Here is a 21,859-nt window from a genome sequence, read left to right as displayed (position 1 = left end):
TGGGGAGCAGGCATGAAAAAATCACAAATCACCTGCATTTTGATCGAGGGCTCGGCGCAGCTGCCGGAGAAGCTGGCTAAGTCCGTGGAGGAGCGCTACGCGGTTGCCGTCGTGAAGACGCCGGAGAACAGCCTGGTGCTGGCCAAAGCGCGCGATTCGGTCTCGCAGGAGCCGTTTTACCTGACAGAGGTGCTGGTGACGGAATGCACGGTGTCGATCGAGGGTACGTTCGGCTACGGTATTCTGATGGGCGACCGCCCTGAGCTGGCTTATTATCTGGCGATCGTGGATGCGGCGTTCAACAAGCAGCTGCCGGAAACGGAAGGCTGGGAGGCGCTGCTGCTGGAAGAGGAGCGGGCGCTATTGGACCGCCGGCTGCGCGAGCAGGAGCTGGCCATGGCCACGAAGGTGCAATTTGAGACGATGGAGGAATCGTATGATCGCGCAAAATGAGACGCTGTTCGATCCCGTTCATGATACGCAGCAGCTGTACCGCGAGCTGCTGGACGCATTTGCCGAACCCGGCAAGGTGAAGAAGGCCGCGCGGCTGACGGCCGGCGAGGCGGAGCTGAAGCCCGGCAGCCGCATGCTCGCTGCGCTCGCGCTGACATTGCTGGACAGCGAGGTGCGCTTCGCGGTGGACAATGACGACGCGCAGCAATCGAGCGCTTTTATCCGCATGCATACTTTTGCAAGGGCGGTGCTGCCTGCCGAAGCCGATTACCTATTCGCTGACGGACGCGGTGCGCTGCCTGACTGGACAGCCCATGTCATGCTCGGCACGCTTCTGGAGCCGGAGCATGGAGCCACACTGTTTCTGCAGGTGGATGAACTGGCGGAGGATGAAGGAAACGGGCATGCCGCCGATATGCAGGTGCTTACGCTGTCCGGACCTGGCGTGCCGGGAGAACGGAAGATGCTTGCCGCCGGGCTTGCAGCAGAGTGGCTGGAGCAGCGCCGGCTGTGGAATGACGAGTACCCGCTTGGAGCCGACGTGGTGCTGTACACGGAATCGGGCAAGCTTGCCGCGCTGCCGCGGACGACGAAAGTCATATAAGGAAAGTTCCGATATGGGAGGTTGAGACCACATGGCTTATGTTGCAGTAACGGGCGGAAGAGAAGCAATCGAGAAAGCAAATGAGTTGAATCATTATTACCGGCTGAAGGAATCGGAGACCGCGCTGGCTCTCGGCATGATTGAGAAGCAGATGCGCCTCTTGATCGACCGGATCATGGGCGAAGCCGGTCTGTATGCGCCGGAATACGCGGCGCTTGCGCTCAAGCAGGCGGAAGGCGATCCCGCCGAGGCGGTATTTCTGCTCAGGGCGTACCGGTCCACTCTTGCGCGCAATCATGTGTCGCGTGTGACGGACACGTCGGAGATGCGGGTTATCCGCCGTATTTCCTCGTCGTTCCGGGATTTGCCCGGCGGACAGGTGCTTGGACCGACCTACGATTATACGCACCGGCTGCTTAATTTCACGCTGCGGCAGGAGAGTGCCGAGGATATTCAAGCGTTTCTCGAGGATTTCGTGCAATCGGAGACCAGAGAACGTCTGACCGAGGTGCCGACCTTCCGCAAGGTCGCCGATCTGCTCCGCGAGCAGGGGCTGATGCCGGAGATGAAGGAGCGTCGCAACAGCGAGCCATTCGATATTACGAGGCGGAAGGTGATCCTTCCTGCTACGCGCTCGGCGAGGCTGCAGATGCTGGCCCGCGGCGAGACGGGGGCGATGACGGCGCTCGCTTACAGCTCGATGCGCGGTTATGGCGCGGTGCATCCGACGATCGGCGAGCTGCGCGTCGGTTACGCCGAGGTGACAATTGCCCATCCATACGGGGCAGGCGATCCGGATGACAGCCTGTATCTGGGCGAAATGATGGTAACCGAGGTCGAGTCGATCAATTCCTTCAAGCAAAACGCGGATACCGGTGAAATTCATTTTGTGATGGGCTACGGACTGGTTCTGGGACAAAACGAGCTGAAGGCGATCTCCATGTCGATTCTGGAGCGCAGTCTGGAGACGGAAGGCACCTCGCCGACTCAGGACGAGGAATTCGTCCTTACGCATATCGACAGCCTGGAATCAACTGGCTTCGTATCGCATCTGAAGCTTCCGCATTACATCACCTTCCAGTCGTCGCTGGACCGGATCCGCAAGGCTCAGAATGAGAATCCAAAGTCAACGAAGAGTACGGAGGTCGAAGATGGAAAAACAGAGCATAAAGCAGCCGTCGAAGTATAATTTTGCTTTTCTGGACGAAGGCTCGAAGCGCGAAATCCGCCGCAAGACGCTGAAGGCAGTCGCCATTCCCGGCTACCAGGTGCCGTTCGCATCCCGCGAGCTGCCGATCGGCCGGGGCTGGGGCACCGGCGGGCTGCAGCTGACGCTGTCGTTGATCGGCCGGGGCGATACCGTCAAGGTTATTGATCAAGGCAACGACGACAGCGTCAATGCCGTCAGCATACGCAAATTAATCGAGGATACGAGCGATATCGCAACAACCGAGGATACGGAGGAGGCGACGCTCATTCAATCGCGCCACCGCGTACCCGAGGAAAAGCTGAAGAACGGTCAGGTGCTGGTGCTGCAGGTGCCGCAGCCGGAGCCGCTGCGCAAGGTGGAGCGGAAAGAACAGCTCACCCGCAGGCTGCATGCGGAGATGGATTACAGCGCGATCTGGCTGACGCTGTACGAGAGCGTCGTCAAGTGGGGCAGCATTACGCTCGGCGCCGATTATCCCGTACTCGTGCATGACCGCTATATTATGGCCCCCAGCCCGATTCCGCGCTGGGACAATCCGAAGCTGCACCAGGCCGAGCATCTGACTTTGCTCGGAGCGGGCCGGGAGAAGAAGATTTATGCCGTGCCGCCTTATACGAATGTCGTACCGCTGCAATTCGAGGACTATCCATTCGAGGTCGAGAGCTTCGCGGGCAAAGCATGCTGCCGCTGCGGCAGCGTTCATTCCTTCCTCGACGAGGTGACGGACGGCGCGACAGGGCAGATTCTGCACCAATGCTCGGATACGGCATTTTGCCGGAAAACGATAGAAAGAAGGGGATCCCATGCCGCTTCCATCCACGCTTGAAATGAATCAGGACACTGATGCAATCGCCGCCGCCAGTGAGCGGCCGATGCTGCGGGTGCGGAATATGAATAAACGGTTCGGAAGCGGCTGTGACCGCTGCAGGGACGCAGGCCCTGAAGACAAGAGCAACCGCTGCGAGCATTGCGGCTCGGTCATGGCCTGCATCGATCTTAATTTCGACCTGTATCCAGGAGAAATTCTCGGGGTTGTCGGAGAGAGCGGCTCGGGCAAGAGCACAATGGTGCGCAGCCTCTACTTCGATGAGGATGCGACATCCGGGGATATGTTCGTGGATTCCTATAAGCGCGGGGAAGCCAATCTGCTGACTGAATCGGCGCAGCAGAAGCGTTATATCCGCAACCATGTTATGGGCATGGTCTATCAGAACCCATATCTCGGGCTGCGCATGAACTACTCCAGCTCCGGCAATATCGCTGAGAAGCTGTTTGCCGCCGACTATTTCCACGTCGGCAAAATTCGCGAGCGGGCTGCCGAGCTGCTTGGACGGGTGGAAATTCCGCTTGGCCGGATGGACGAGCCGCCGAAGCATTTCAGCGGCGGGATGCAGCAGCGCGTGCAGATTTCCAAGGCGCTGGCGAATAACCCGCCATTGCTGCTGCTTGATGAAGTAACAACGGGACTCGACCTGTCCGTTCAGGCGCGCGTGCTCGATCTGATCCGCAGCCTGCGCCGCGAGCTGAAGGTCGCCATGATTGTCGTCTCGCATGATCTGGGCGTTATCCGCATGCTGGCGGACCGGACGATGGTGCTGCGTCAGGGAAGAATGATCGAAATGGGCTTGACTGATCAAATTTTGGAGGACCCGCAGCATCCGTACACGCAGCTGCTGGTTCATTCCTTGCTGTAAGGGAGGGCATCACAGATGCTGGAGGTTATCAACCTGACCAAGTCCTTCGAGCTTCATGTCTCGCAAGTCGGCAAGGTCTATCCGATCCGGGAATTGTCGTTCAATGTCCGCCAGAGCCGTTTTCTTGGCATTGCCGGTCCGAGCGGCGTCGGCAAATCAACGATTCTCAAATGCATATACCGCACATATGTTCCAAGCTCCGGCCAAATCTGGTACGACTCGCTGCAGGAAGGCCGCATCGATCTGGCGCAGGCCGACGACCGGACAATGATCCGGCTGCGCGAGCGGGAGCTTGGCTATGTCTCGCAATTTCTCAAGGTCATTCCCCGCGTTCCCGCGCTTGACGTGGTCGCGGAGAAGCTGCTCCCTCTTGGCTGGTCGCAGACCGACGCCCGCAAGGAAGCGGAGCAGATGCTGGAGCGGCTTCGCATCCCGCAGAAGCTGTGGCAGGCTTTTCCCGCCACCTTCAGCGGCGGCGAGCAGCAGCGGGTCAATCTGGCGCGGGCATTTATCGTCCGGCCGCGGCTGATGATCCTCGACGAGCCAACCGCTTCACTTGACCGCGAGACCACTTCGGCGGTTATAGAGATGCTGCAGGCAATGAAGCAGGAAGGCACGACGATGGTCGGTATTTTTCACGATTGGGATGTTATGGAGCAGGTGGCCGATAACATTCTGGATATTAGCCGCTCCGCTGGCGATGACGCCGTGCCGGATGCGGTAACCGCGGCTGCCGGGGCGGAGTAGAACCCCAGCTGCCTTGGCGGAGAGGGTGGAGTTTTATGCCCTTGCCGTTACGGCTAGCCGTACGTGAAACCGACTGACTCTGGAGAGGAGAACTGGCAATGAAGCGAACGCAACGGATTTACGGCGGAAACATCGTGACGCCGCAGGGTGTCATTCATGGAGGCACCATCACAATCGAGGACGATACGATCACCGAGGTGCGTGCCGGCTCGGGAGGCCTGCCGCTGCCGGGGGATGTCGACGCCACGGGGCTGTGGGTGCTTCCCGGCATGATTGACTCGCACAGCGATGCCATCGAGCATGAAATCTTTCCCCGTCCGACGAGCTGTCTGCCCGTAGACATCTCTTTTTATGAGCTGGAACGCAAGCTGGCCGGACAAGGCGTGACGACGATTTACCATTCGTTCAGCCTATGGGGCGACGAGCGCAATAACGAAGCGCGGAAGAATGCCAGCGTCCAGCAATATATCCGTAATATACGCGAGCTGCGCGAGGAGAAGCATATGCTCCGGCACTGTATCCATGTGCGTTACGAAATGACGAATCTGGCCGGTGTTCCCTTCGTAGAGGAGTTTCTGAACAACGGGGAGATCGAGCAGCTGTCCTTCATGGATCATACGCCTGGTCAGGGGCAATACCGCCAGCCTGACATTCAGGTCAAATATATCATGGGCAAGCAGAACAAGACCGAGGAGGAAGTGCTCCGCCAGCTGGAGGAGAGAAAAAAATTCCCCAAAGCCGATCCTGCGGATTTGCAGCGGCTGGCTGATTTGGCCCGCAGCCAGGGTATTCCGCTCGCTTCCCACGATGACGACACGCTGGAGAAGCTGGACCGCGTTGCAGGCTGGGGCGCGACGATCAGCGAGTTCCCGATCACGCTGGAAGTAGCGGTGGAAGCGAAGCGCCGCGGCCTGCATGTTGTCATGGGAGCGCCTAATGTACTGCTTGGCCGCTCCCACAGCAACAACCTGTCGGCACTTGATGCGATCCGTGAAGGCGTGGTCGATATGCTGTGCTCGGACTATTATCCGCCGTCGCTGCTGCAGTCGGTCTTTCTGCTTCACAGCCTGGGCTATGAGCTGCCTTACGCCGTCAATCTGGTATCGCGCAACCCGGCCGTCGCGCTTGGCATCGACAACCGGACCGGATCGCTTGAGCCGGGCAAGTCGGCGGATATTCTGCTTGTCGGCCTGCATCGCGACCGTCCGATGATTGAGAAGGTGTTTGTCGAGGGCAATATTGTGTGTCAGATGTCTTATCGCCAGGGACTGGCAGTCTCTTCACTGTAGGGAAGGAAGTGCATGAAGATGCATATAGAAGCGATGGGCGTCAGCCTGCTGTCCAATGATACGGTGAACGCTCCGGACCGCTTGGAGGCAAAGCTGGCGAAAATTCAGGAGCTCGGCTTCGGGGCCGTTGAGGTGCCCATTCATGGAATGAACATTATTATCAACGGCCGGCTCAATACAGACAGATTGGACCGTTATGTCCGGCTGTTCAGGCAATTCTCCCTGCAGGTTACAACCCATGCCCCGTTCGAAATTAATTTGTTCCGCAGGGGCGAGCTGCTCAAGGAGCGGCAGGTGCTGCATGCCGCGATTGAGATCAGCGGCGCTCTGGGAGCTTCGGCGATGGCCTATCATCCCGCCCGCTTCGTCGGCGAGGAAGAGCTGGTATACCGGCATGAATGGCCGGTGTATACAGCGGGGGAGCAGGAGCTGCTGCTGGAGCGGGAGCGGGAGGAGCTGCGGATTGCCGGCGACCTGGCCCGCTCGAACGGCGTGAGAATCGGGATGGAAAATATGCGGCCGTATCTGGATTGCCCGCATTATTGCTATGCGGTGCGGCCTGCACTGCTGGCCGAGCAGATGAAGCTTATCGATCATGCCAGCGTCGGTCTTACGTTGGACACGGGACATCTGCTGCTGGCAGAACGGATGTATGGGCTTGACCGGCAGAAGGAGCTTGAGGCGATGGCGCCTTACGTATTCCATCTGCATGTCCACGACAACTTCGGAGAGCCGAATTTCTCGCTGGAGAAGAACCAGTACGATCTGATTCCGCATGGCCGCGGCGATATGCATATGCCGATCGGCAGCGGCGAGGTCCCTTTCCGTGAAATTGCGTCGCATCTGGCTCCGTACTTCAAGGGCTTCCTGATGCATGAGGTGCGCGAAGTGTATGAACAGGAATGGCCGCAGCTGATCGGACGGATGGAGCGGATGCTGCCCCAGACGGAGCAAATGCCGGACCGCAATACGGCAATCGGCTGAAAGGAGACTGTGAATCGCTTATGATGAAGGCAACGACGGGTATAACCGACCTGCACTGCCACACCAACGCCTCGGATAATACATTTTCCGTGGAGGAAGTGGTCCGGCAGGCTGCGGAAGCGGGGGTCGCGACACTTGCGATCACCGACCATGATACGACGGCCGCCGTTCCGGCCGCGCTTCGTCTTGGCGCGGAGCTTGGCGTGGAGATCGTGCCGGGCATTGAAATATCCGCCTACGACTTCGACCGCAAGCGGCGGGCTCATATTCTCGGCCTGTTCGTCCAGCCTGAGCATTCTTCGCTCGCTCAGCTGTGCGCTCCGACCGTGGAGCTGCGCAGCCGGTTGTCCCAGGAGATGACGCAAAGACTGGCCGCTGCGGGCTACCGCATCACGTGGGAGGGCGTCCGCCGTTATGCGGCGGACGGATCGTCCGTCTACAAGCAGCATATTATGAATGCGCTGGTGGATCTGGGCTATGCGGATGAGCTGTTCGGCGACCTGTACCGCAAGCTGTTCTCCCGCGGCGAGCGGGGTGAGCCCGGCATTGCCTACATGCCGATGCGCTACGTCGATGCGCGGGACGCGATCCGCGCCGTGCTGGAGGCGGGCGGGGTGCCGGTGCTCGCTCATCCGGGCCAGCTGGGCAATTTCGAGGCGATCCCCGGCTGGGTTGACTGCGGCCTGCAGGGCATCGAGGTCTATCATCCTTCGCACAACGTGGAGGACCGGGGCAGGGCGCTTCATGCTGCTGCCGAGCATGGCTTGATTGTCACCGGCGGAGCGGATTTTCATGGCGGCTACGGCGATTCGGGATGGCCGCTTGGCAGCATCGACGCGGGTCCGGAATGTATGGCGGCGCTGCGCGGACAAGTGCAGCTGAATAAGGTTCGCTAGAAAGTCGCATACGATACGTTCAAACAGGAGGGAGCAATCATGCCTTCCTGTTTGTTGATTTTCGCGGTGGGTTGAGGCAATATCATACCCGTGATTTTTGTGTTCCCCAGGAATGCATCCTTCGAGATAATATTCTTTCCCCCCCCCAGCGATAGAGTCAACAATCTTTTTCAGAGCTTCATACTTTTTTGTTATTTCCTCTTGATCCGACGTGACGCAGACGCTGCGCTCCTGGACGAAGAATGCGTAAGTATATATCAGCAACGAACTGGGCTGTCATGCCTGTATGACTATTCATATTGGACGGTTAACTTAATCTTTTGATCACGACAGAAGCGTTCACGTTTGTTTGCGTGCCGCCGGCCAATGTCTGAAGGGTTACCGCAGCAGATGAACTATGATTCCGCAGAGTAAGAACATCGCCGGCAATGAGTGCGATCAGAGCTTGCCCGAAGTTCAGCTGAGTACCGGCACCTGAACCATACACGGTTCCCGCAACCGGAGCGCCATTCAGGAAGAGTCCGAATTGGTTGGGTTCCACGCCGGATACGGAAAAAGTAATCTCGTAGCTGCCGGGACTTGTAACTGTAATCTGAGAGGTTCCGGGGGTATGGGCAATGACAGGATTAAGAATTCCATTAGTGTCAAAAATAACATCGCTTTCTATAGGAACTGTTTGCGCACTTACATTAAAGATAAATCCGGAAATGATTGAGAAGATAGGGGATATGATCGGCAATTAGATTCATTTCCTTTCTGCGTTTGAAATGACAATGCCGACAATCCCGGGAAGCAAGAATTGTCGGCATCACGTCATCACAAAAGATTAGTTTACAACAAATTCGATTACTAGAGGTGTCGCAGGATCAAGGGTGTCTCCGTCCGGAATGGTGATCGCAGTAATGGTAACGCTTGAAGTGTCAGCTGTTTGAATCTGCGCGTTGATATAAAGATTGTAATAGGCTGGTGCGGTTGGGAAAGCTGTTGCAGCAACACCGGCGTCATCAATAGTGGCCGTTGCCAGAATATTGTAGGCCGCGCCTACTCCGGTTCCATCTCCTATTGTGGCACTGAATCTTCTTGCCGCCATAAATGGTTTTGTAATTGGCATCTCTATCACCTCCATCATCACCGCTATCAGTAAATGCTGGAGGTAGAATAAAAGGAAGTGCTAATGATAAGGGGGATCTGCTTGATTTTAAGAGATTACCTGGGCAAAGAAGCGAATGATTTCAAGAAGGATGGGCGTACCTGCAAAAATCGTCTGATTATCCCCTTCTATACGCAAACCTATATTGTTTGCATTATACATACTGCTTTCCTGGGTGAGGCCGTTGATGTAGAGGTTAGCGTATCCATTTTGACCCGCTTCAACAAGTGCCGTCACGGGCTCCTGATTGTCGTTTGTGAACAGAGCAGCTGGAAAAATGGCTGGAAGATCAGTATCCGACTGCACAATATAAAGATATCGCTCAACGAGCGGAGTTATCGTGACAGTTGGAATAGTTCCCGACCCGGGAAGTCCCTGAGGCCCGGTTGCCCCTTGAGGTCCAGGCGGCCCCTGAATTCCTGGCGTTCCTTGAAGTCCGGGCGGCCCTTGAAGTCCAGGCGAACCCTGAAGTCCAGGAGGCCCCTGAAGTCCAGGAGATCCTTGAAGCCCAGGCGACCCCTGAAGCCCCGAAGGTCCTTGAAGTCCCTGAAGTCCCTGAGGTCCTTGAAGTCCTTGAAGTCCCTGGGGTCCTTGAAGGCCCTGAAGCCCGGGAGATCCTTGAAGTCCAGGAAGCCCCTGATGCTTGACTGACCCGGAAGTCCAGCTGACTTTTGTAGCTCTGGAGGCTTTGGGTGATCGCGATTTTCCTGACAGCCTTGGGCATGATGTACTTGCAGAATTTCTTCTCTTCCTTTTTGCAACAGCTTTTTTGCGTTCTTTTTTTTTCTTTATGAGATGAGCGGTAACGGAGCTATGATCATCCATCCATTTGTGAGAAATGGGAAGAACCTTTTGCTGTGAAGTTGTCCTGCCTGTGATTGGCGTCATGATGAAAACCTTATTTTTTCCTGTTCTTTTCGGAGTGAAGATTTTGGACTTCAATTTCAGGGCAACTCCTTAAAGGATCTTGATGACTCCTCGAATTAAAATTCCATTCATGTCCTTGATTCGAATCCAGAACTTGCTAAAACTCCCACATATTTTTATACTATGTCATTTGCGGAATAAAGGGATGTACATCCACCTAACAGACCCTAACTTTCTTTATTCATTTATTGGCCCTTGCGTACCTGAAGAGAGATATCAAAATACCATAAGTTACATCAAAGTTATAGAAGAATTTTAATTAGAAAGATTATAGAATGAAAGCAATCCGTCATTTATCAAATGAGAGTTCGAAAGGGAGGATGCCCGTAGAGAATGACAAGCCTGCCGTTATTGAAAGCGTCTTCAACATGGATCGCAACGATTGCCGGCTCTCATTTTGAATTGCGCCATGTTTTATCAAATGCACCATCCTGTTTTGAAACGTTCCGGGAATAAGGGGGGAATGGGTCCTTGAATAACTTACGATTGATGAGAAAGCACTGGCACTTTTATGTCCTGGTCTTTCCGCCCGTGCTGTACATTATTATTTTTAAATATCTCCCCATTGTGGGCATGCAGATGGCCTTTCGCGACTACAACGTTGTTGGCTATCATCAGGGGCATGGCGGAATGCGCAATGTGAATATGGAATTATGGAATTGGAAGGCAATTACCGTTATTAATGCGCATGAACGCAGGGACCAGGTCCTGATCAGGCAGATGGAAGCGGGACTCAAGCTTATTGCTGGCGGCAAGCTGAACATGAGGGATCTGGTTACCCATGTTTACGGGTTGGACGAGGTCGATCAAGCCTTCGAAGCGATAAGAACGAAGCCGGAAGGCTTTATCAAATCGGTTGTGAAAATGGACGAGTAAAGGGAAGCCCCAAGTGAGAACACAAGCTTAATAGAGTCTACTGACGGCTGCCGGAGGTTTCTTGCCGGCAGCCATTGCTGCCGGCGGACAGGGCAGCCATTTCATTGATTTCGGAGAACGGCTCCTTTATACCACTGATAGCAAAATATCGTGATCATCAGCAATTCGATGGCGTCGCCGCCGAAATACATGAATTGCGCACCATTTTTGACCTGCTCAATCGGTACTCCCTCCTGAGGGGAAGCATATATGATTTTCGATAGTATACTATGTCCGGCAAACGCCATAATCAGCATGGATGCCCGGTATTTAAAGCTGAAACGATGAGAAACGGGATTCATATAAATAATCGACGCGGTAAACAGATAACCGGCCAGAAAAACATGGATATGTACGGCTGTATTAATAAGCATGTTTTTATGCATGGCCTCGTACAAGCCGGTTGTATAAAGCACCCATAGTCCTCCAATGTCGAGGAGGGAAGCAGTAAAAGGATGCATAAAAAAATGCATAAACCGGCTTTTTAATATACGAGAGAACCGCCGGGCTGACGATATTTTTAATGAACGCAATACCAATGCTGCGGGAGCGGCCAGTACCATAAGCAGGGGAGCCAGCATGCCCAGCAGCAGATGACCCGTCATATGTGCCGTAAAATCCGTATGCCCGCGATCAGCCAAAGGTCCGATAATAGCCAAGGCTGCACACCATACACCCGCACACCAGCAATAAATACGGTACCTCGGCCATTTGCGATAATGGCGATTGGAAACAACAACAGCTCCGATATACAGGATCGTAATGACGAAAAAAATCAAGGCTACGAGCATCGGTTTATACGGAAAATCTCCGCTTTGCTCATGATGTTCGATCATATTGTACATATTAGCATCATCCCTCCGGAAGGGAGGTGTTTCTTGTTCGGACAATAAGCAGAATGCCGGTTACTATCAACAGCGCGGCAATGATGTTCCATGTCAAATCGTAAGGAATAATATCAACGTTATACCGAATCTGATGCAGTCTCATAAGTTTGTGCTGAATCAGTCCATCATAGAGTTGAAAAATCCCCGCACCCAGGAACACGCCGCCCCACCAGCGTTTGATCCGCAAGACTTGATGCCGCCTGAGATCGGCCAACATAAACAAAGAGGCTATCGTAGCGAACCAGCTGAATGCATGAAAGAGACCATCTGAAACCAGACCGGCCCCCGTCGTCGATTTATCGTAAAAATGATGCCAATGGAGGAGTTGATGAAATACAGTCTCATCCATAAAAGCGACAATGCCAAAACCGAATAAAACACCTGACCATAAGTTACGGGCAGAACGTGCCGCATATGCTTTATCCTTTGATCGGGTTGACGGTGCAGGATCCTTAGACATGGCGTAAACAAGCTCCTTTATTGTCGATATTTTACTTTCCTATACTCTTTTATTGCCCTTAATCCATCCACCTATCCATAAAAGGGAAGAGGGTTTGCAGCTTCGATATTGAATTTTGTATAAATCACAAAATTACATTTACGATCCATGATCGGAGGAAGCCATGCGGGAAATACAATATGAAAGTTACTTCTGGCAGGATGAAGAAATCAGATTGCGCGGCATAGAGCCTGAAGACTGGGAGGGGCATTACATCAACCGGTTTGACACTCCGGCCAGGCGTCTGCTTGAGTGTGCCGTCGAGCTGCCGCCGACGATTGCCGAGGCGAGGAAATTCGCGGATTCCAACGCCGATTTCTCCCCGGACAATCAACGTATCATGTTTACGATCGAAAACTTGAACAATGAAAATGTTGGGGGCATCAACCTGAACAGCATCGACGAGCGAAACGGGACATTCAGTATCGGCATCCAGATTGACCGGGATCACCGCGGCAAAGGCTACGGCACAAGGGCGTTGATCATTCTTCTGCGGTATGCCTTTCTCGAACGGAGGCTGAATAAATTCAACGATTATGTGCTCCAGGGAAACGAAGCTTCAATCAAAATGTTGACGAAGCTGGGCTGCTCGCAGGAAGGCATACGGAGGCAGGCCATCTATTCAAACGGCCAATACCTGGATGTCATTTTGTTCGGACTGACGAAGGATGAATTTACCGGGAAGAACAAGGATGGCCTTTATTGAAGTCCCGGTCATCGATGGAGGGTGAATTCAGTGAGAAGTGAACAAGAAATGATGAATATGCTTGTTGATTATGCTGCGAATGATAACAGAATCCGACTGGTGACGCTGGAAGGATCGCGTACGAACAAAAACATTCCACACGATACCTTCCAGGATTATGATATTTCATATTTTGTGACGGACATGGATACTTTCAAAGAAAGTGATCAATGGCTGAATATTTTCGGAAAACGCGCAATGATGCAAAAACCCGAGGATATGGAGCTTTTTCCCGCAGAACTAGGCAATTGGTTTTCGTATATCATTCTCTTTGAAGACGGCAACAAAGTAGATCTGACCCTGATTCCAATAAACGAAACGGAAGATTATTTTACCAATGGCGACGGTTTAGCAGAGGTCCTGCTTGATAAGGATGGTCTTGTCAAAATGGAGGTGATGGTAAGTGACCGTCAATATTGGATCAAGAAGCCCACCGCAAGAGAATTTGATGATTGCTGTAATGAATTCTGGATGGTTTCGACTTACGTCGTAAAAGGATTGGCGCGAAAAGAAATCCTATTTGCCATTGACCATTTAAACGGGATTGCCCGGCCTAATTTGTTAAGAATGATGTCCTGGCAGATCGGTTCGGAGCAAGGTTACTCCTTCAGCGTGGGGAAAAACTATAAATTTATTGACCGTTATCTTCCCCAAGAGGATTGGGAAGCTTTGCTGTCCACTTATTCCGGGAACGGCTGCCAAAACATGTGGCAGTCTTTATTCACTTGTTACGGGTTGTTCAGAAAATACTCAAAAGCCGTGGGGGAAAGTCTCGGATATAAGTATCCGGATTATGATGAAGCCATCACCAGGTATACTGAACATATTTATCATTCATTGAACAGATAGAAACCATTTATGGACGGGATAACCCGCCTTTTTCAGCAGGCGGTTTAGAATGGAGCTGATTTGCAATGTCTATGAAGCGGATGGAATGGCTGCAGGGTCCCTGGTCTGTGAAGCTTTATTCCGTCAATACCGCCTCTTATTCGAATCTCGATTTGATTGACCGCCAATTTCCCAATTGGATCATCAGTTATATCAAGGAAGGCGGCGTCATCACGGGAACAGGAGGCGTATCATATCCGGCGCGCGCGGGAGATGTGATGCTCCATCCGCCCGATCTGCCGTTTACGGAGAAAGCGGAGACAAAAGGGACTCATTTGTGGATGCAGGCTGCTGTTTTCTGCTCGCATCATTTGGATCTGCTGCAGTTATGCCGGATTGCGCCGGTCATCACCCCGTCCGATCCCGGGCGGTTCGAAGCGCTGTTCCACCGGCTGCAGCAGATCTGGGAGAAGAAAGATGAGGCGTTCTGGGAGCTGAAGCTGTCTTCCTGCATGCTGCAGCTGACAGAGATGATTCTGGCCGGCTGGGAGCGGGCCGGCTGTCCGGAGCGTCCCGAGGCTTACGATTCCGTGAAGGACCGGTTCGGCCGGCTCATCGGGCTGATGACGCACCGGCTGCATGAGAAGCTCGGGCGCGAGGAGCTGGGCGCGGCGGTACGTCTCAGTCCCAATTATCTGGATAAGGCTTTCGGGCAGCGGTACGGCTTGACGCCGATGCAGATGCTCCGCGACATGAGGTTGAAACGGTCCAGGCAGCTGCTGGAACGGACCGAAGCCACGCTTGAATCCATCGCATCGCAATGCGGAATGACAGACGCATCATATTTGTCCAGGCAGTTCAAGCGCGCATATGGGGTCCAGCCCGGCGAGTACCGTGAATCCGTCCGCATTTTGCAGGCGGAGAATCCATACGGGAATACGGGCGGGCGAGGCATATAAAAGGAGGAAAAAATACAATAAGAGGCGGAACCGCTTCATTGAGAACAAAGAGGCAGGGGGGGATAATGAGGACATGAAACAAATTCTATCCATGACAAGGGAGCGAGCGCGCAATGGCATCAGTCGATCCAGGCAGGACCGTCAGCATTACGGATAAGCAGATGAAGCAGTACGAGGAGAAAGGCTTTATCATTTTCGACCAATTATTCTCCGGTTATGAAATGGATGAGATCCGCGGCATTATCGATGAGCTCGATGCGGAATCGGAGAAGGCGCTGCTCGAGAAGGGGCAGGACTTTATTAATGTGGCAGGCAAGATCAACTTTAATGGGAATATCAATTTTCTCCGCCCTGAGCTGCAGCGCTTCACAGTCGATCAACGGTTCGTCGATATTACAACAGCGATTCTCGGGCCTGACACGAAGCTGTACTGGGATCAATCCGTATACAAAAGGCCGGAAGCCGACAAAGATTTTCCCTGGCATCAGGACAACGGGTACGTCCCGACCGATCCCGTTCATTATGTAACCTGCTGGCTTGCGCTCGATGACGCGACGATTGAGAACGGCTGCATCTGGATACAGCCGGGTACGCATAAGAAAGGGTTTGTGCCCCATATCAAAACAGATCTCGGCTGGATTTGCTACTATGGCGATATTGAGGGCGAACCGGTCGAGTTGAAGAAGGGGAGCATGGTGGTGTTCCATTCCCTGTTGTTCCACCGCAGCAGGCCCAATCTCAGCAGTGCAACCCGCAAAGCCTATGTCATCCAATACTCGGTTGACGGCGCGAAGAATCCGAAAACAGGCCATGTGTTTAATAACGGTCCGCTTATAGCCAAGGACGGCAAATCCGTCTATACCGGTTTCGTTCCCCGCGAGCATTGCTAGAAACGGAGCCTTGGAGCATCTGATCCCTGAATCATGTCAAACAAGACTTGGCGGCAAGGTCTTGTTTGACATTTTCAGCGGGTCCGAATACTAGCCTTGATTCATGGGAGTCGGCATCTCATTGTAGGTCTTCTGACAAACCATATGGGAGATACGGGGGATATTCACCATTTCGCCGGCCCTCAATTGGTTAGGATTGGTAATATGCGGGTTGGCTTCCTCCATAATGGAGTGAGGCATGTTGTATTTGTGGCCGACAGCGGCTAATGTGTCTCCAGGCTGAGCCTGATGCTGCGCGAACAACATGTCATCCGGGTTTCCGTCCCTGAAGAAAGGAAAAACGAACGGAGACAGGAAGAAGAACGGAAACAAGGAACGACCAGGGAAAAAAGGGTGAGCAAAGGGACGAAAGAAAGGACGACGGCCAAAACCTCCACCAAAACCACCACCAGGAAAAAATCCACGATCCATTAAGATAACCTCCAAAAAATAGTCATTTGACTATATAAGATATTATCCTGGAAGCGATTCGTGACAATATCTTCAAAATTGGGCTTGTTCGGGCCAAGTCTTACAGGAACCGCAGCCGGATGCTTAGGCTACTCTGTATCAACAGGATTCTTAATCCCGTCCCGATAGACATCCCAATAGAAATTTCCGCTTGAGCTCTTCACGGCATAGAAAATATCGGGGATTTTCAGCTTACGCTTCTTCAGCTCCTGATCCAGCCATGCCTTTAAGTCATTCTCCTTCAGATTCTGCCCGATCAGTTCCCCGTCCATAATCAATTCAATGGGGAAGTTTGCAGTCGGCTGTGGAGCAAGGGATAAATCCTTTTGGACAACCTGGCGGAATTCCGGTTTCTTCAGGACGGACAGCTCCCCGTTCAACTCAAGCACCGCATACTCCACCTCCTCAATATTGAAGATGTCCTTCAGTCTTAATTCCTGGTTCAATGTGTCCAATGAATAATAGATTTTTTTCAGATTTTGTTCGAGAATCTTACCTCGCTCAATGACAACGGTCGGTTGTCCGGAAATCCATTTTCTCACAGTTCTTGATTTAATGATCCATAATGACAGCAGAAAGGACGCTGCGCCAAATGTGACCAAGGAAACAACGAAATACCATGTGCCTATTTTGAGGTTGAAGGCCAGGTTGCCCGCAATCGATCCCAATATGATGACAAAGGCAAAATCATAAGAGCCCATCTGGGATATGGCCTGTTTTCCCACGACCCGGGCTATCACGATGACGATAACAACGGTGAGGATGGTTCTTAAAATAACTTCAATGCTTGCCGGCAATTCCCGCTCACTCCTTGACAATCTTCTTAGAGGCTGCGGATACCGAAAATGTAGACGCAGATACCTCTACCATACATACAACATTTCCACTTGCTCTTGGTTTCAGACCTCGACAGACGTAATACGTTGACCGTTATAAAGAAATCGGGCCCTCCATATCCGTTACATGATCTGCAGCTGCCGGAACCGGATGGAGCTCCACGGATATTTTTGCCAAATTGTTAAGCGGCGGAAATCGGTTTGTTTGCCTGAAAAAGCCATGCGCGGCAAGGTTTTGACTAATAGATTCGAAACAGAAAATTGATAATTGTTTTTATGCGGAGCTTCCCACTATACTCAATCTGCAAGCGGTTACAACGATATATATAGGACTGGGGATGAGCGAATGCGATTAGGCGGTCCAATCTTCAAGCATGGAGAAAGAGATCCGGCCAGGCTTGTGAAGATTCACCAGCGGCTGGGCTATTCCGCCGCATACTGCAGCTATATTGCAGACGGTAACGAACGGGAAGAGTACAAACAGGCGTTCAGAGAGGCGGATATCGTGCTGGCGGAGTTAGGTGCGTATTGCATTAATATTTCCGATCCCGATATTGCCAGGCAGGAGAAGAACATTGCCGAAATCATGACCCGCCTCCGTCAGGCGGAGGAAATGGAAACGGTCTGCTGTGTCATGCACGGGGGCAGCTACAACAATATGGGATGCGTAATGAGCCACAAGGACAATTTTGCGGAGGCGAACATTGAGCATAACATTCGGGTGATCCAGCGCATCATCGATGAAGTGCAGCCGCGCCGGACCAAGCTGGTTCTGGAGACGGAGTCCTACGTTCTGCCGGATAATCCGGATCTGTATTTGCGGATGATGAAAGAAATTAACCGCGACGCATTTGCCGTTCATCTGGATCCGGTTAATATGACCTCCGATCCGAGAAGAGTTTATTACAATGGAGATTTTATCCGCGAATGCTTCGAAAAGCTTGGCCCTTACATTGTCAGCTGTCATGCTAAAGACACCAACCTGGTCCATCATGCCACAACTCAGATCACGGAAACGTATTTGGGAAATGGGACATTGGATTATGATGAGTATTTAACGCAGCTGAGCAGGCTGCCTCAGGAGCCGCCGCTCATGATCGAGCATTTAAGCGAAGATGAGCTCCCTGCCGCACTGGATTATATTTTCGGCAACGCAGAGCAGCTCGGACTCACATTCAAGCATGGGGAGAAGCGGGAGCTCTTCGGCCAAACGCATAACACGATATGAACCTGTCCGACATTAGGGGGAGTGAGAAAAGATGAAACAAGCGGCAATCATAAGTGAAAGGCAAGCGGTACTGGTGGATAAGGAAATGCCTGAGCTCCGTGAGGGGTGGGCGCTGGTTAAAATTCACGCCGCGCCGATGTGCGCCGAATATAAGGGCTTCGTGCATGGGCATGAGAGCGATTGTCTAGGCCACGAAGCAGCGGGCGAGGTTGTTCAGACCGCTCCGGGGAGTACGGTGAAGCCGGGCGACCGTGTCGTCGTCATGCCGCAGTATCCATGCGGAGAATGCGGGCTTTGCGTGCAGGGGGACTACATTCATTGCGAGCATAATCTGGATGTCCATGCGGCAACCATGAGCCAGTATATCGCCAAGCCTTCCGCGCTGCTGCCCAAAATCCCGGACGGCGTTTCTTATGAAAAGGCAAGTCTCGCCTGCTGCGGGCTGGGGCCGTCTCACGGCGCGTTCGAGCGCATGGGTGTCGATGCCTTCACAACGGTATTGATAACCGGGCTTGGTCCGGTAGGCCTGGGTTCTGTCCTGAACGCCAAGTACCGCGGGGCGACCGCCATTGCCGTTGAAATGCAGGAATACCGGATCAATCTGGCCAGAGAACTGGGCGTCGATCACATTATCGATCCGCGCGATCCTGAAGCTGTGCAGAAGATTAAAGCGTTAACCGGCGGCAGAGGGCCTGACTGTGGAATTGAATGCTCCGGCGTTGTCGCGGCGCACCGTCTGCAGATCGACGCCGTCAAGAGAATGGGCCAGGTCTGCTTCGTCGGGGAGTGCGGGGCAGAGACCCCGATCCGGATCAGCCCCGACCTGATTCGCAAAGGCATTTCCCTAACGGGCTCCTGGCACTACAACATCAATCATTTCCCGAAAATCATGCAGGTGATTCAAAACTCGCCATTGCTGGATACGTTCATTACCCACGTCATTCCGATGAGCAATATCCAGGAAGCCTTCGAAATGTCGGCTTCCCAGCTTAACGGCAAAATCATCCTGAAGCCCTGGGAGTGATTCGATGAAAATCGGCGTCAATTTGCTGCTGTGGACAGATTCACCCGATGCGGTCCGGCATGCCGCATTATTTCGCCAAATCAAGGAGTGGGGCTTCGACGGCGTCGAAATCCCGGTCGACGGATTGACTGATGAGACCGCCATCGCATTAGGTGCAGCGCTGGATGAGCTGGACTTGAAGCGGACCACGATCTCCGCTCTGGATGCGGCTGAGGCCGATCCGGCAAGCCGGGCTGCGCCGCTCAGGCAGGCTGCTGTGGACGCCTTGAAACGAAGCATCGATCATACGAAAGCCGCCGGTGCGGATTTGATGTGCGGCCCTCTGTTTCAGGGGCTCGGACGCTTTACCGGACGCGCTCCGGAGAAGGACGAATGGGGCTTCGCAGTGGAGACGCTGCGGGAAGCCGGCAAGTATGCCGATTCTCTTGGGGTTACGCTCGCCCTGGAGCCGCTTAACCGTTTTGAAATGTATCTGGTCAATACAATGGCGGAGGGAGCCCGGTTCGTCCGTGAGGTGGCTCTTCCGAATGTAGGCTTGCTGGCGGATACCCATCACGGCAATATCGAAGAGAATGACGTAGCAGAAGCCTGGCGAAACACGGGGCCGTCGATCAAACATGTCCATATATCGGAGAACAACCGCGGTGTACCCGGGAGCGGTCATGCCATTAGTCCAGGGATATTCCAGGCGCTTGATCAGATTGGATACGATGATTGGCTGACGATTGAAGCATTCGGGATGACCGTGCCCGGATTGATCTCCAGACTGCATCTGTGGCGCTCCTTCTCCGAGCATAACGATGACGCGGCAAGACTCGGAATTGACTTTATCCGCAATCATTTGAAAGCGAGGTGAACGGTTATGCCAAGCGTGAGAACGAATGGCATTGATATGCATTACGAGGAGCGGGGAAGCGGCGAGCCGCTGATTCTACTGATGGGCCTGGGTGCGGACGGATCGGCCTGGGAGGATCATGTGAAGGCTTACGAACGCCATTTCCGCTGCATCCTCGTGGATAACCGCGGGGCAGGCCGGTCCGGCAAACCGGAAGGTGCATACAGTACCCGGATGATGGCGGAGGATACCGCCGGTCTGATGAAGGCGCTGCAGATCGGGAAGGCGCATGTATCCGGCATCTCGATGGGCAGCGGAATTGCCCAGGAGCTGGCTCTGCTCGAGCCTGGCAGAATTCGCTCGCTTACGCTTATCGCATCCTGGGACCGGTGCGACATCTACACCAAACGGATCTTCCAAGCATTCCGCTCGCTTCGTGCCGCTTGCGATCCGGTCGCTTTCAATCGTCTGCTGCAGCTTTGGATCTTTACGCCTGAGTGGCATAATAACAGGCTTGACGACCTGCTGCAAAGAGAGAAAGCAGGCTTGTCCGATCCCAATCCCATGCCGCTTCACTCGTTTCAGGCCCAATGTGATGCTTGTATTGCCCACGACACCCGGGACCGCCTGCATGCGATTGAGGCTCCCGTGCTGGTCACTTCAGGCGATATCGACCTGTTCACACCGCTTCATTATTCCGCAGCGATTGCATCGGGCATTCCCGGCGCCGAGCTTGCCGTATTCGCAGGCGCCGGCCACACCCACCACTGGGAGAAGCTGGACGAATTCAACCGGACCACGCTGGCATTTCTTCTTCAAGCATAAAGAATAGCAGCAAAGGAGGTTAAGCTCTTGCATCCTAAATTATCAATCGGCTCGTGGGCATTCGCGTTCGGACCGTTCGCGTCGTCGCCCTGGCCGTTCAGCAGAATTCTGCAATATGCCCGAGAAGCCGGCTTCGACGGCGTGGAAATCAACGGCTTCGCTCCCCATCCGACACCTGAGAGTCACCCCACCCGCGGGAGCCGGCTTGAACTGCTCGATGAAATCGAAGCTCGCGGATTGGGTATCTCCGGCTATGCGCCTGATTTCACCAAGGTTCCCCCGGCGCTTGTCTCGAAAGAGTCGTACCTTGAGCGTTTGAAGAGCTATATTGATTTCTCCAGAGATTTGGGGATTTCGACCATTCGAGTCGATACGGTCAGCCCTCCCGGTCGTCTTGACGAGCGGGAATATGAGGAACGGTTTCACCGGCTTGCCGTGACATGGCGTGATTCTGGGGCACTGGCAGAGGAAGCGGGCATGCGGATCGTCTGGGAATTCGAGCCCGGCTTCTGGTTGAACAAGCCAAGCGAAGTCAGGCGGCTGGTGGAGACGGTGGATCACCCGGCCTTCAAGGTCCTGTTTGACACGAGTCATGCTTATATGAGCGGCACAGTCGGAGCCAGGCACGCTGGAGCGAAGGAGCTTCTTCCCGGCGGGATAGCCGAATATGCCCGGTTATTGAAAGGTCATATCGGACATTTTCACCTGATCGACTCGGACGGCACTCTGCATGACGATGAGACCAGTACGCATGCCGCCTTCGGCGCGGGCCTGATCGACTTCCCCGAAATCCTCGCTGAGCTGAAGCCTGCCATTGAGACTATGGAATGGTGGTGCGTGGACTTTTGCTTTAATGCGGAAGTGGAAGAGTGGGGAAGGCAGGCAATAGCCTTCATCCGGGAACGTATCAGGGAGGCGGGATAA

The 21,859-nt window shown here is 53.6% G+C and carries 26 protein-coding genes; 19 read left to right on the top strand and 7 right to left on the bottom strand.

Translation table 11 applies throughout. From position 1 onward, the window contains the following. Positions 1 to 12 precede the first annotated feature (12 nt). From phnG to AC0YOA_RS02005, 9 genes are all read left to right on the top strand, one after another. The gene (gene phnG / locus AC0YOA_RS02045; RefSeq protein WP_475785182.1) at positions 13 to 453 is read left to right on the top strand and encodes a phosphonate C-P lyase system protein PhnG; all 441 of its coding nucleotides are present in this window, start codon (positions 13 to 15) and stop codon (positions 451 to 453) included. Beyond that, positions 437 to 1,057, top strand: coding sequence for a phosphonate C-P lyase system protein PhnH (gene phnH, locus AC0YOA_RS02040; protein ID WP_475766390.1), 621 nt, complete (start codon positions 437 to 439; stop codon positions 1,055 to 1,057). Before phnG ends, phnH begins: the two co-directional genes overlap by 17 nt. 31 nt (positions 1,058 to 1,088) lie before the next feature. Continuing rightward, the gene (locus tag AC0YOA_RS02035; RefSeq protein ID WP_475785181.1) at positions 1,089 to 2,246 is read left to right on the top strand and encodes a carbon-phosphorus lyase complex subunit PhnI; all 1,158 of its coding nucleotides are present in this window, start codon (positions 1,089 to 1,091) and stop codon (positions 2,244 to 2,246) included. Beyond that, positions 2,209 to 3,093, top strand: coding sequence for an alpha-D-ribose 1-methylphosphonate 5-phosphate C-P-lyase PhnJ (locus tag AC0YOA_RS02030; RefSeq protein WP_475766393.1), 885 nt, complete (start codon positions 2,209 to 2,211; stop codon positions 3,091 to 3,093). The genes AC0YOA_RS02035 and AC0YOA_RS02030 overlap by 38 nt, the downstream gene beginning before the upstream one ends. Then, positions 3,071 to 3,961, top strand: a complete 891-nt coding sequence (locus tag AC0YOA_RS02025; protein ID WP_475785180.1) for an ATP-binding cassette domain-containing protein — start codon at positions 3,071 to 3,073, stop codon at positions 3,959 to 3,961. Before AC0YOA_RS02030 ends, AC0YOA_RS02025 begins: the two co-directional genes overlap by 23 nt. A 15-nt stretch (positions 3,962 to 3,976) precedes the next feature. Then, complete coding sequence (gene phnL / locus AC0YOA_RS02020) at positions 3,977 to 4,708, top strand: phosphonate C-P lyase system protein PhnL (protein ID WP_475766394.1); 732 nt, start codon at positions 3,977 to 3,979, stop codon at positions 4,706 to 4,708. Positions 4,709 to 4,806: 98 nt separating this feature from the next. Then, positions 4,807 to 5,997, top strand: coding sequence for an alpha-D-ribose 1-methylphosphonate 5-triphosphate diphosphatase (locus AC0YOA_RS02015; protein WP_475785179.1), 1,191 nt, complete (start codon positions 4,807 to 4,809; stop codon positions 5,995 to 5,997). 12 nt (positions 5,998 to 6,009) lie between these two features. Next, complete coding sequence (locus AC0YOA_RS02010; protein ID WP_475785178.1) at positions 6,010 to 6,981, top strand: sugar phosphate isomerase/epimerase family protein; 972 nt, start codon at positions 6,010 to 6,012, stop codon at positions 6,979 to 6,981. 20 nt (positions 6,982 to 7,001) lie between these two features. Next, positions 7,002 to 7,877, top strand: coding sequence for a PHP domain-containing protein (locus tag AC0YOA_RS02005; RefSeq protein WP_475785177.1), 876 nt, complete (start codon positions 7,002 to 7,004; stop codon positions 7,875 to 7,877). A 307-nt stretch (positions 7,878 to 8,184) separates the two neighbouring features. Here the strand turns inward: AC0YOA_RS02005 and AC0YOA_RS02000 are convergent, their stop codons facing one another. The 3 genes from AC0YOA_RS02000 to AC0YOA_RS01990 all read right to left on the bottom strand — a co-directional run bounded on the left by AC0YOA_RS02000 (position 8,185) and on the right by AC0YOA_RS01990 (position 9,969). After that, positions 8,185 to 8,616 (bottom strand): hypothetical protein, encoded by a 432-nt coding sequence (locus tag AC0YOA_RS02000; RefSeq protein ID WP_475766401.1) that lies wholly within the window; start codon positions 8,614 to 8,616, stop codon positions 8,185 to 8,187. An 87-nt stretch (positions 8,617 to 8,703) separates the two neighbouring features. After that, positions 8,704 to 8,988: a DUF4183 domain-containing protein gene (locus AC0YOA_RS01995; RefSeq protein ID WP_475785176.1), complete on the bottom strand. Its 285-nt coding sequence runs from the start codon at positions 8,986 to 8,988 to the stop codon at positions 8,704 to 8,706. An 87-nt stretch (positions 8,989 to 9,075) separates the two neighbouring features. Then, on the bottom strand, positions 9,076 to 9,969 hold the full coding sequence (locus AC0YOA_RS01990; protein WP_475785175.1) for a DUF4183 domain-containing protein: 894 nt from the start codon (positions 9,967 to 9,969) through the stop codon (positions 9,076 to 9,078). Positions 9,970 to 10,425: 456 nt separating this feature from the next. Here AC0YOA_RS01990 and AC0YOA_RS01985 point away from each other — a divergent pair, with 456 nt between their 5' ends. Next, positions 10,426 to 10,830 (top strand): hypothetical protein, encoded by a 405-nt coding sequence (locus AC0YOA_RS01985; protein WP_475785174.1) that lies wholly within the window; start codon positions 10,426 to 10,428, stop codon positions 10,828 to 10,830. A gap of 101 nt (positions 10,831 to 10,931) precedes the next feature. On the opposite strand, the gene AC0YOA_RS01980 is transcribed toward AC0YOA_RS01985, so the two are convergent. Both AC0YOA_RS01980 and AC0YOA_RS01975 read right to left on the bottom strand, forming a co-directional pair. Then, positions 10,932 to 11,714: a cytochrome c oxidase assembly protein gene (locus AC0YOA_RS01980; RefSeq protein WP_475785173.1), complete on the bottom strand. Its 783-nt coding sequence runs from the start codon at positions 11,712 to 11,714 to the stop codon at positions 10,932 to 10,934. A gap of 7 nt (positions 11,715 to 11,721) precedes the next feature. Then, complete coding sequence (locus tag AC0YOA_RS01975; RefSeq protein WP_475785172.1) at positions 11,722 to 12,216, bottom strand: DUF2243 domain-containing protein; 495 nt, start codon at positions 12,214 to 12,216, stop codon at positions 11,722 to 11,724. A gap of 163 nt (positions 12,217 to 12,379) precedes the next feature. On the opposite strand from AC0YOA_RS01975, the gene AC0YOA_RS01970 reads away from it, so the two are divergent. The 4 genes from AC0YOA_RS01970 to AC0YOA_RS01955 all read left to right on the top strand — a co-directional run bounded on the left by AC0YOA_RS01970 (position 12,380) and on the right by AC0YOA_RS01955 (position 15,677). Then, a complete protein-coding gene (locus AC0YOA_RS01970) occupies positions 12,380 to 12,961 on the top strand; it encodes a GNAT family N-acetyltransferase (protein WP_475785171.1) in 582 nt (193 codons plus the stop codon). 30 nt (positions 12,962 to 12,991) lie between these two features. Then, entirely contained in the window at positions 12,992 to 13,849 is an 858-nt protein-coding gene (gene ant(6) / locus AC0YOA_RS01965) for an aminoglycoside 6-adenylyltransferase (RefSeq protein WP_475785170.1), read from the top strand. A 65-nt stretch (positions 13,850 to 13,914) separates the two neighbouring features. Next, positions 13,915 to 14,787: a helix-turn-helix domain-containing protein gene (locus AC0YOA_RS01960; protein ID WP_475785169.1), complete on the top strand. Its 873-nt coding sequence runs from the start codon at positions 13,915 to 13,917 to the stop codon at positions 14,785 to 14,787. Between the two features lie 113 nt (positions 14,788 to 14,900). Beyond that, positions 14,901 to 15,677 (top strand): phytanoyl-CoA dioxygenase family protein, encoded by a 777-nt coding sequence (locus AC0YOA_RS01955; protein ID WP_475785168.1) that lies wholly within the window; start codon positions 14,901 to 14,903, stop codon positions 15,675 to 15,677. 90 nt (positions 15,678 to 15,767) lie between these two features. Here the strand turns inward: AC0YOA_RS01955 and AC0YOA_RS01950 are convergent, their stop codons facing one another. Both AC0YOA_RS01950 and AC0YOA_RS01945 read right to left on the bottom strand, forming a co-directional pair. Continuing rightward, entirely contained in the window at positions 15,768 to 16,148 is a 381-nt protein-coding gene (locus tag AC0YOA_RS01950; protein ID WP_475766415.1) for a LysM peptidoglycan-binding domain-containing protein, read from the bottom strand. A 128-nt stretch (positions 16,149 to 16,276) separates the two neighbouring features. Next, on the bottom strand, positions 16,277 to 16,984 hold the full coding sequence (locus tag AC0YOA_RS01945) for a DUF421 domain-containing protein (RefSeq protein ID WP_475785167.1): 708 nt from the start codon (positions 16,982 to 16,984) through the stop codon (positions 16,277 to 16,279). 385 nt (positions 16,985 to 17,369) lie between these two features. Between AC0YOA_RS01945 and AC0YOA_RS01940 the strand changes: the two genes are divergently transcribed. Genes AC0YOA_RS01940 through AC0YOA_RS01920 form a run of 5 tightly spaced genes read left to right on the top strand, consistent with a single transcriptional unit; the run spans position 17,370 to position 21,859 of the window. Next, complete coding sequence (locus tag AC0YOA_RS01940; RefSeq protein ID WP_475785166.1) at positions 17,370 to 18,251, top strand: sugar phosphate isomerase/epimerase family protein; 882 nt, start codon at positions 17,370 to 17,372, stop codon at positions 18,249 to 18,251. Between the two features lie 31 nt (positions 18,252 to 18,282). Continuing rightward, entirely contained in the window at positions 18,283 to 19,275 is a 993-nt protein-coding gene (locus tag AC0YOA_RS01935; protein ID WP_475785165.1) for a zinc-dependent alcohol dehydrogenase, read from the top strand. 4 nt (positions 19,276 to 19,279) lie between these two features. Beyond that, entirely contained in the window at positions 19,280 to 20,131 is an 852-nt protein-coding gene (locus AC0YOA_RS01930; RefSeq protein ID WP_475785164.1) for a sugar phosphate isomerase/epimerase family protein, read from the top strand. Positions 20,132 to 20,137: 6 nt separating this feature from the next. Further along, on the top strand, positions 20,138 to 20,935 hold the full coding sequence (locus tag AC0YOA_RS01925) for an alpha/beta fold hydrolase (protein WP_475785163.1): 798 nt from the start codon (positions 20,138 to 20,140) through the stop codon (positions 20,933 to 20,935). Between the two features lie 27 nt (positions 20,936 to 20,962). Continuing rightward, a complete protein-coding gene (locus AC0YOA_RS01920; RefSeq protein WP_475785162.1) occupies positions 20,963 to 21,859 on the top strand; it encodes a sugar phosphate isomerase/epimerase family protein in 897 nt (298 codons plus the stop codon).

The organism is Paenibacillus sp. JT22N12 (assembly GCF_056269365.1).
This window is presented reverse-complemented; position numbering and strand designations above follow the sequence as displayed.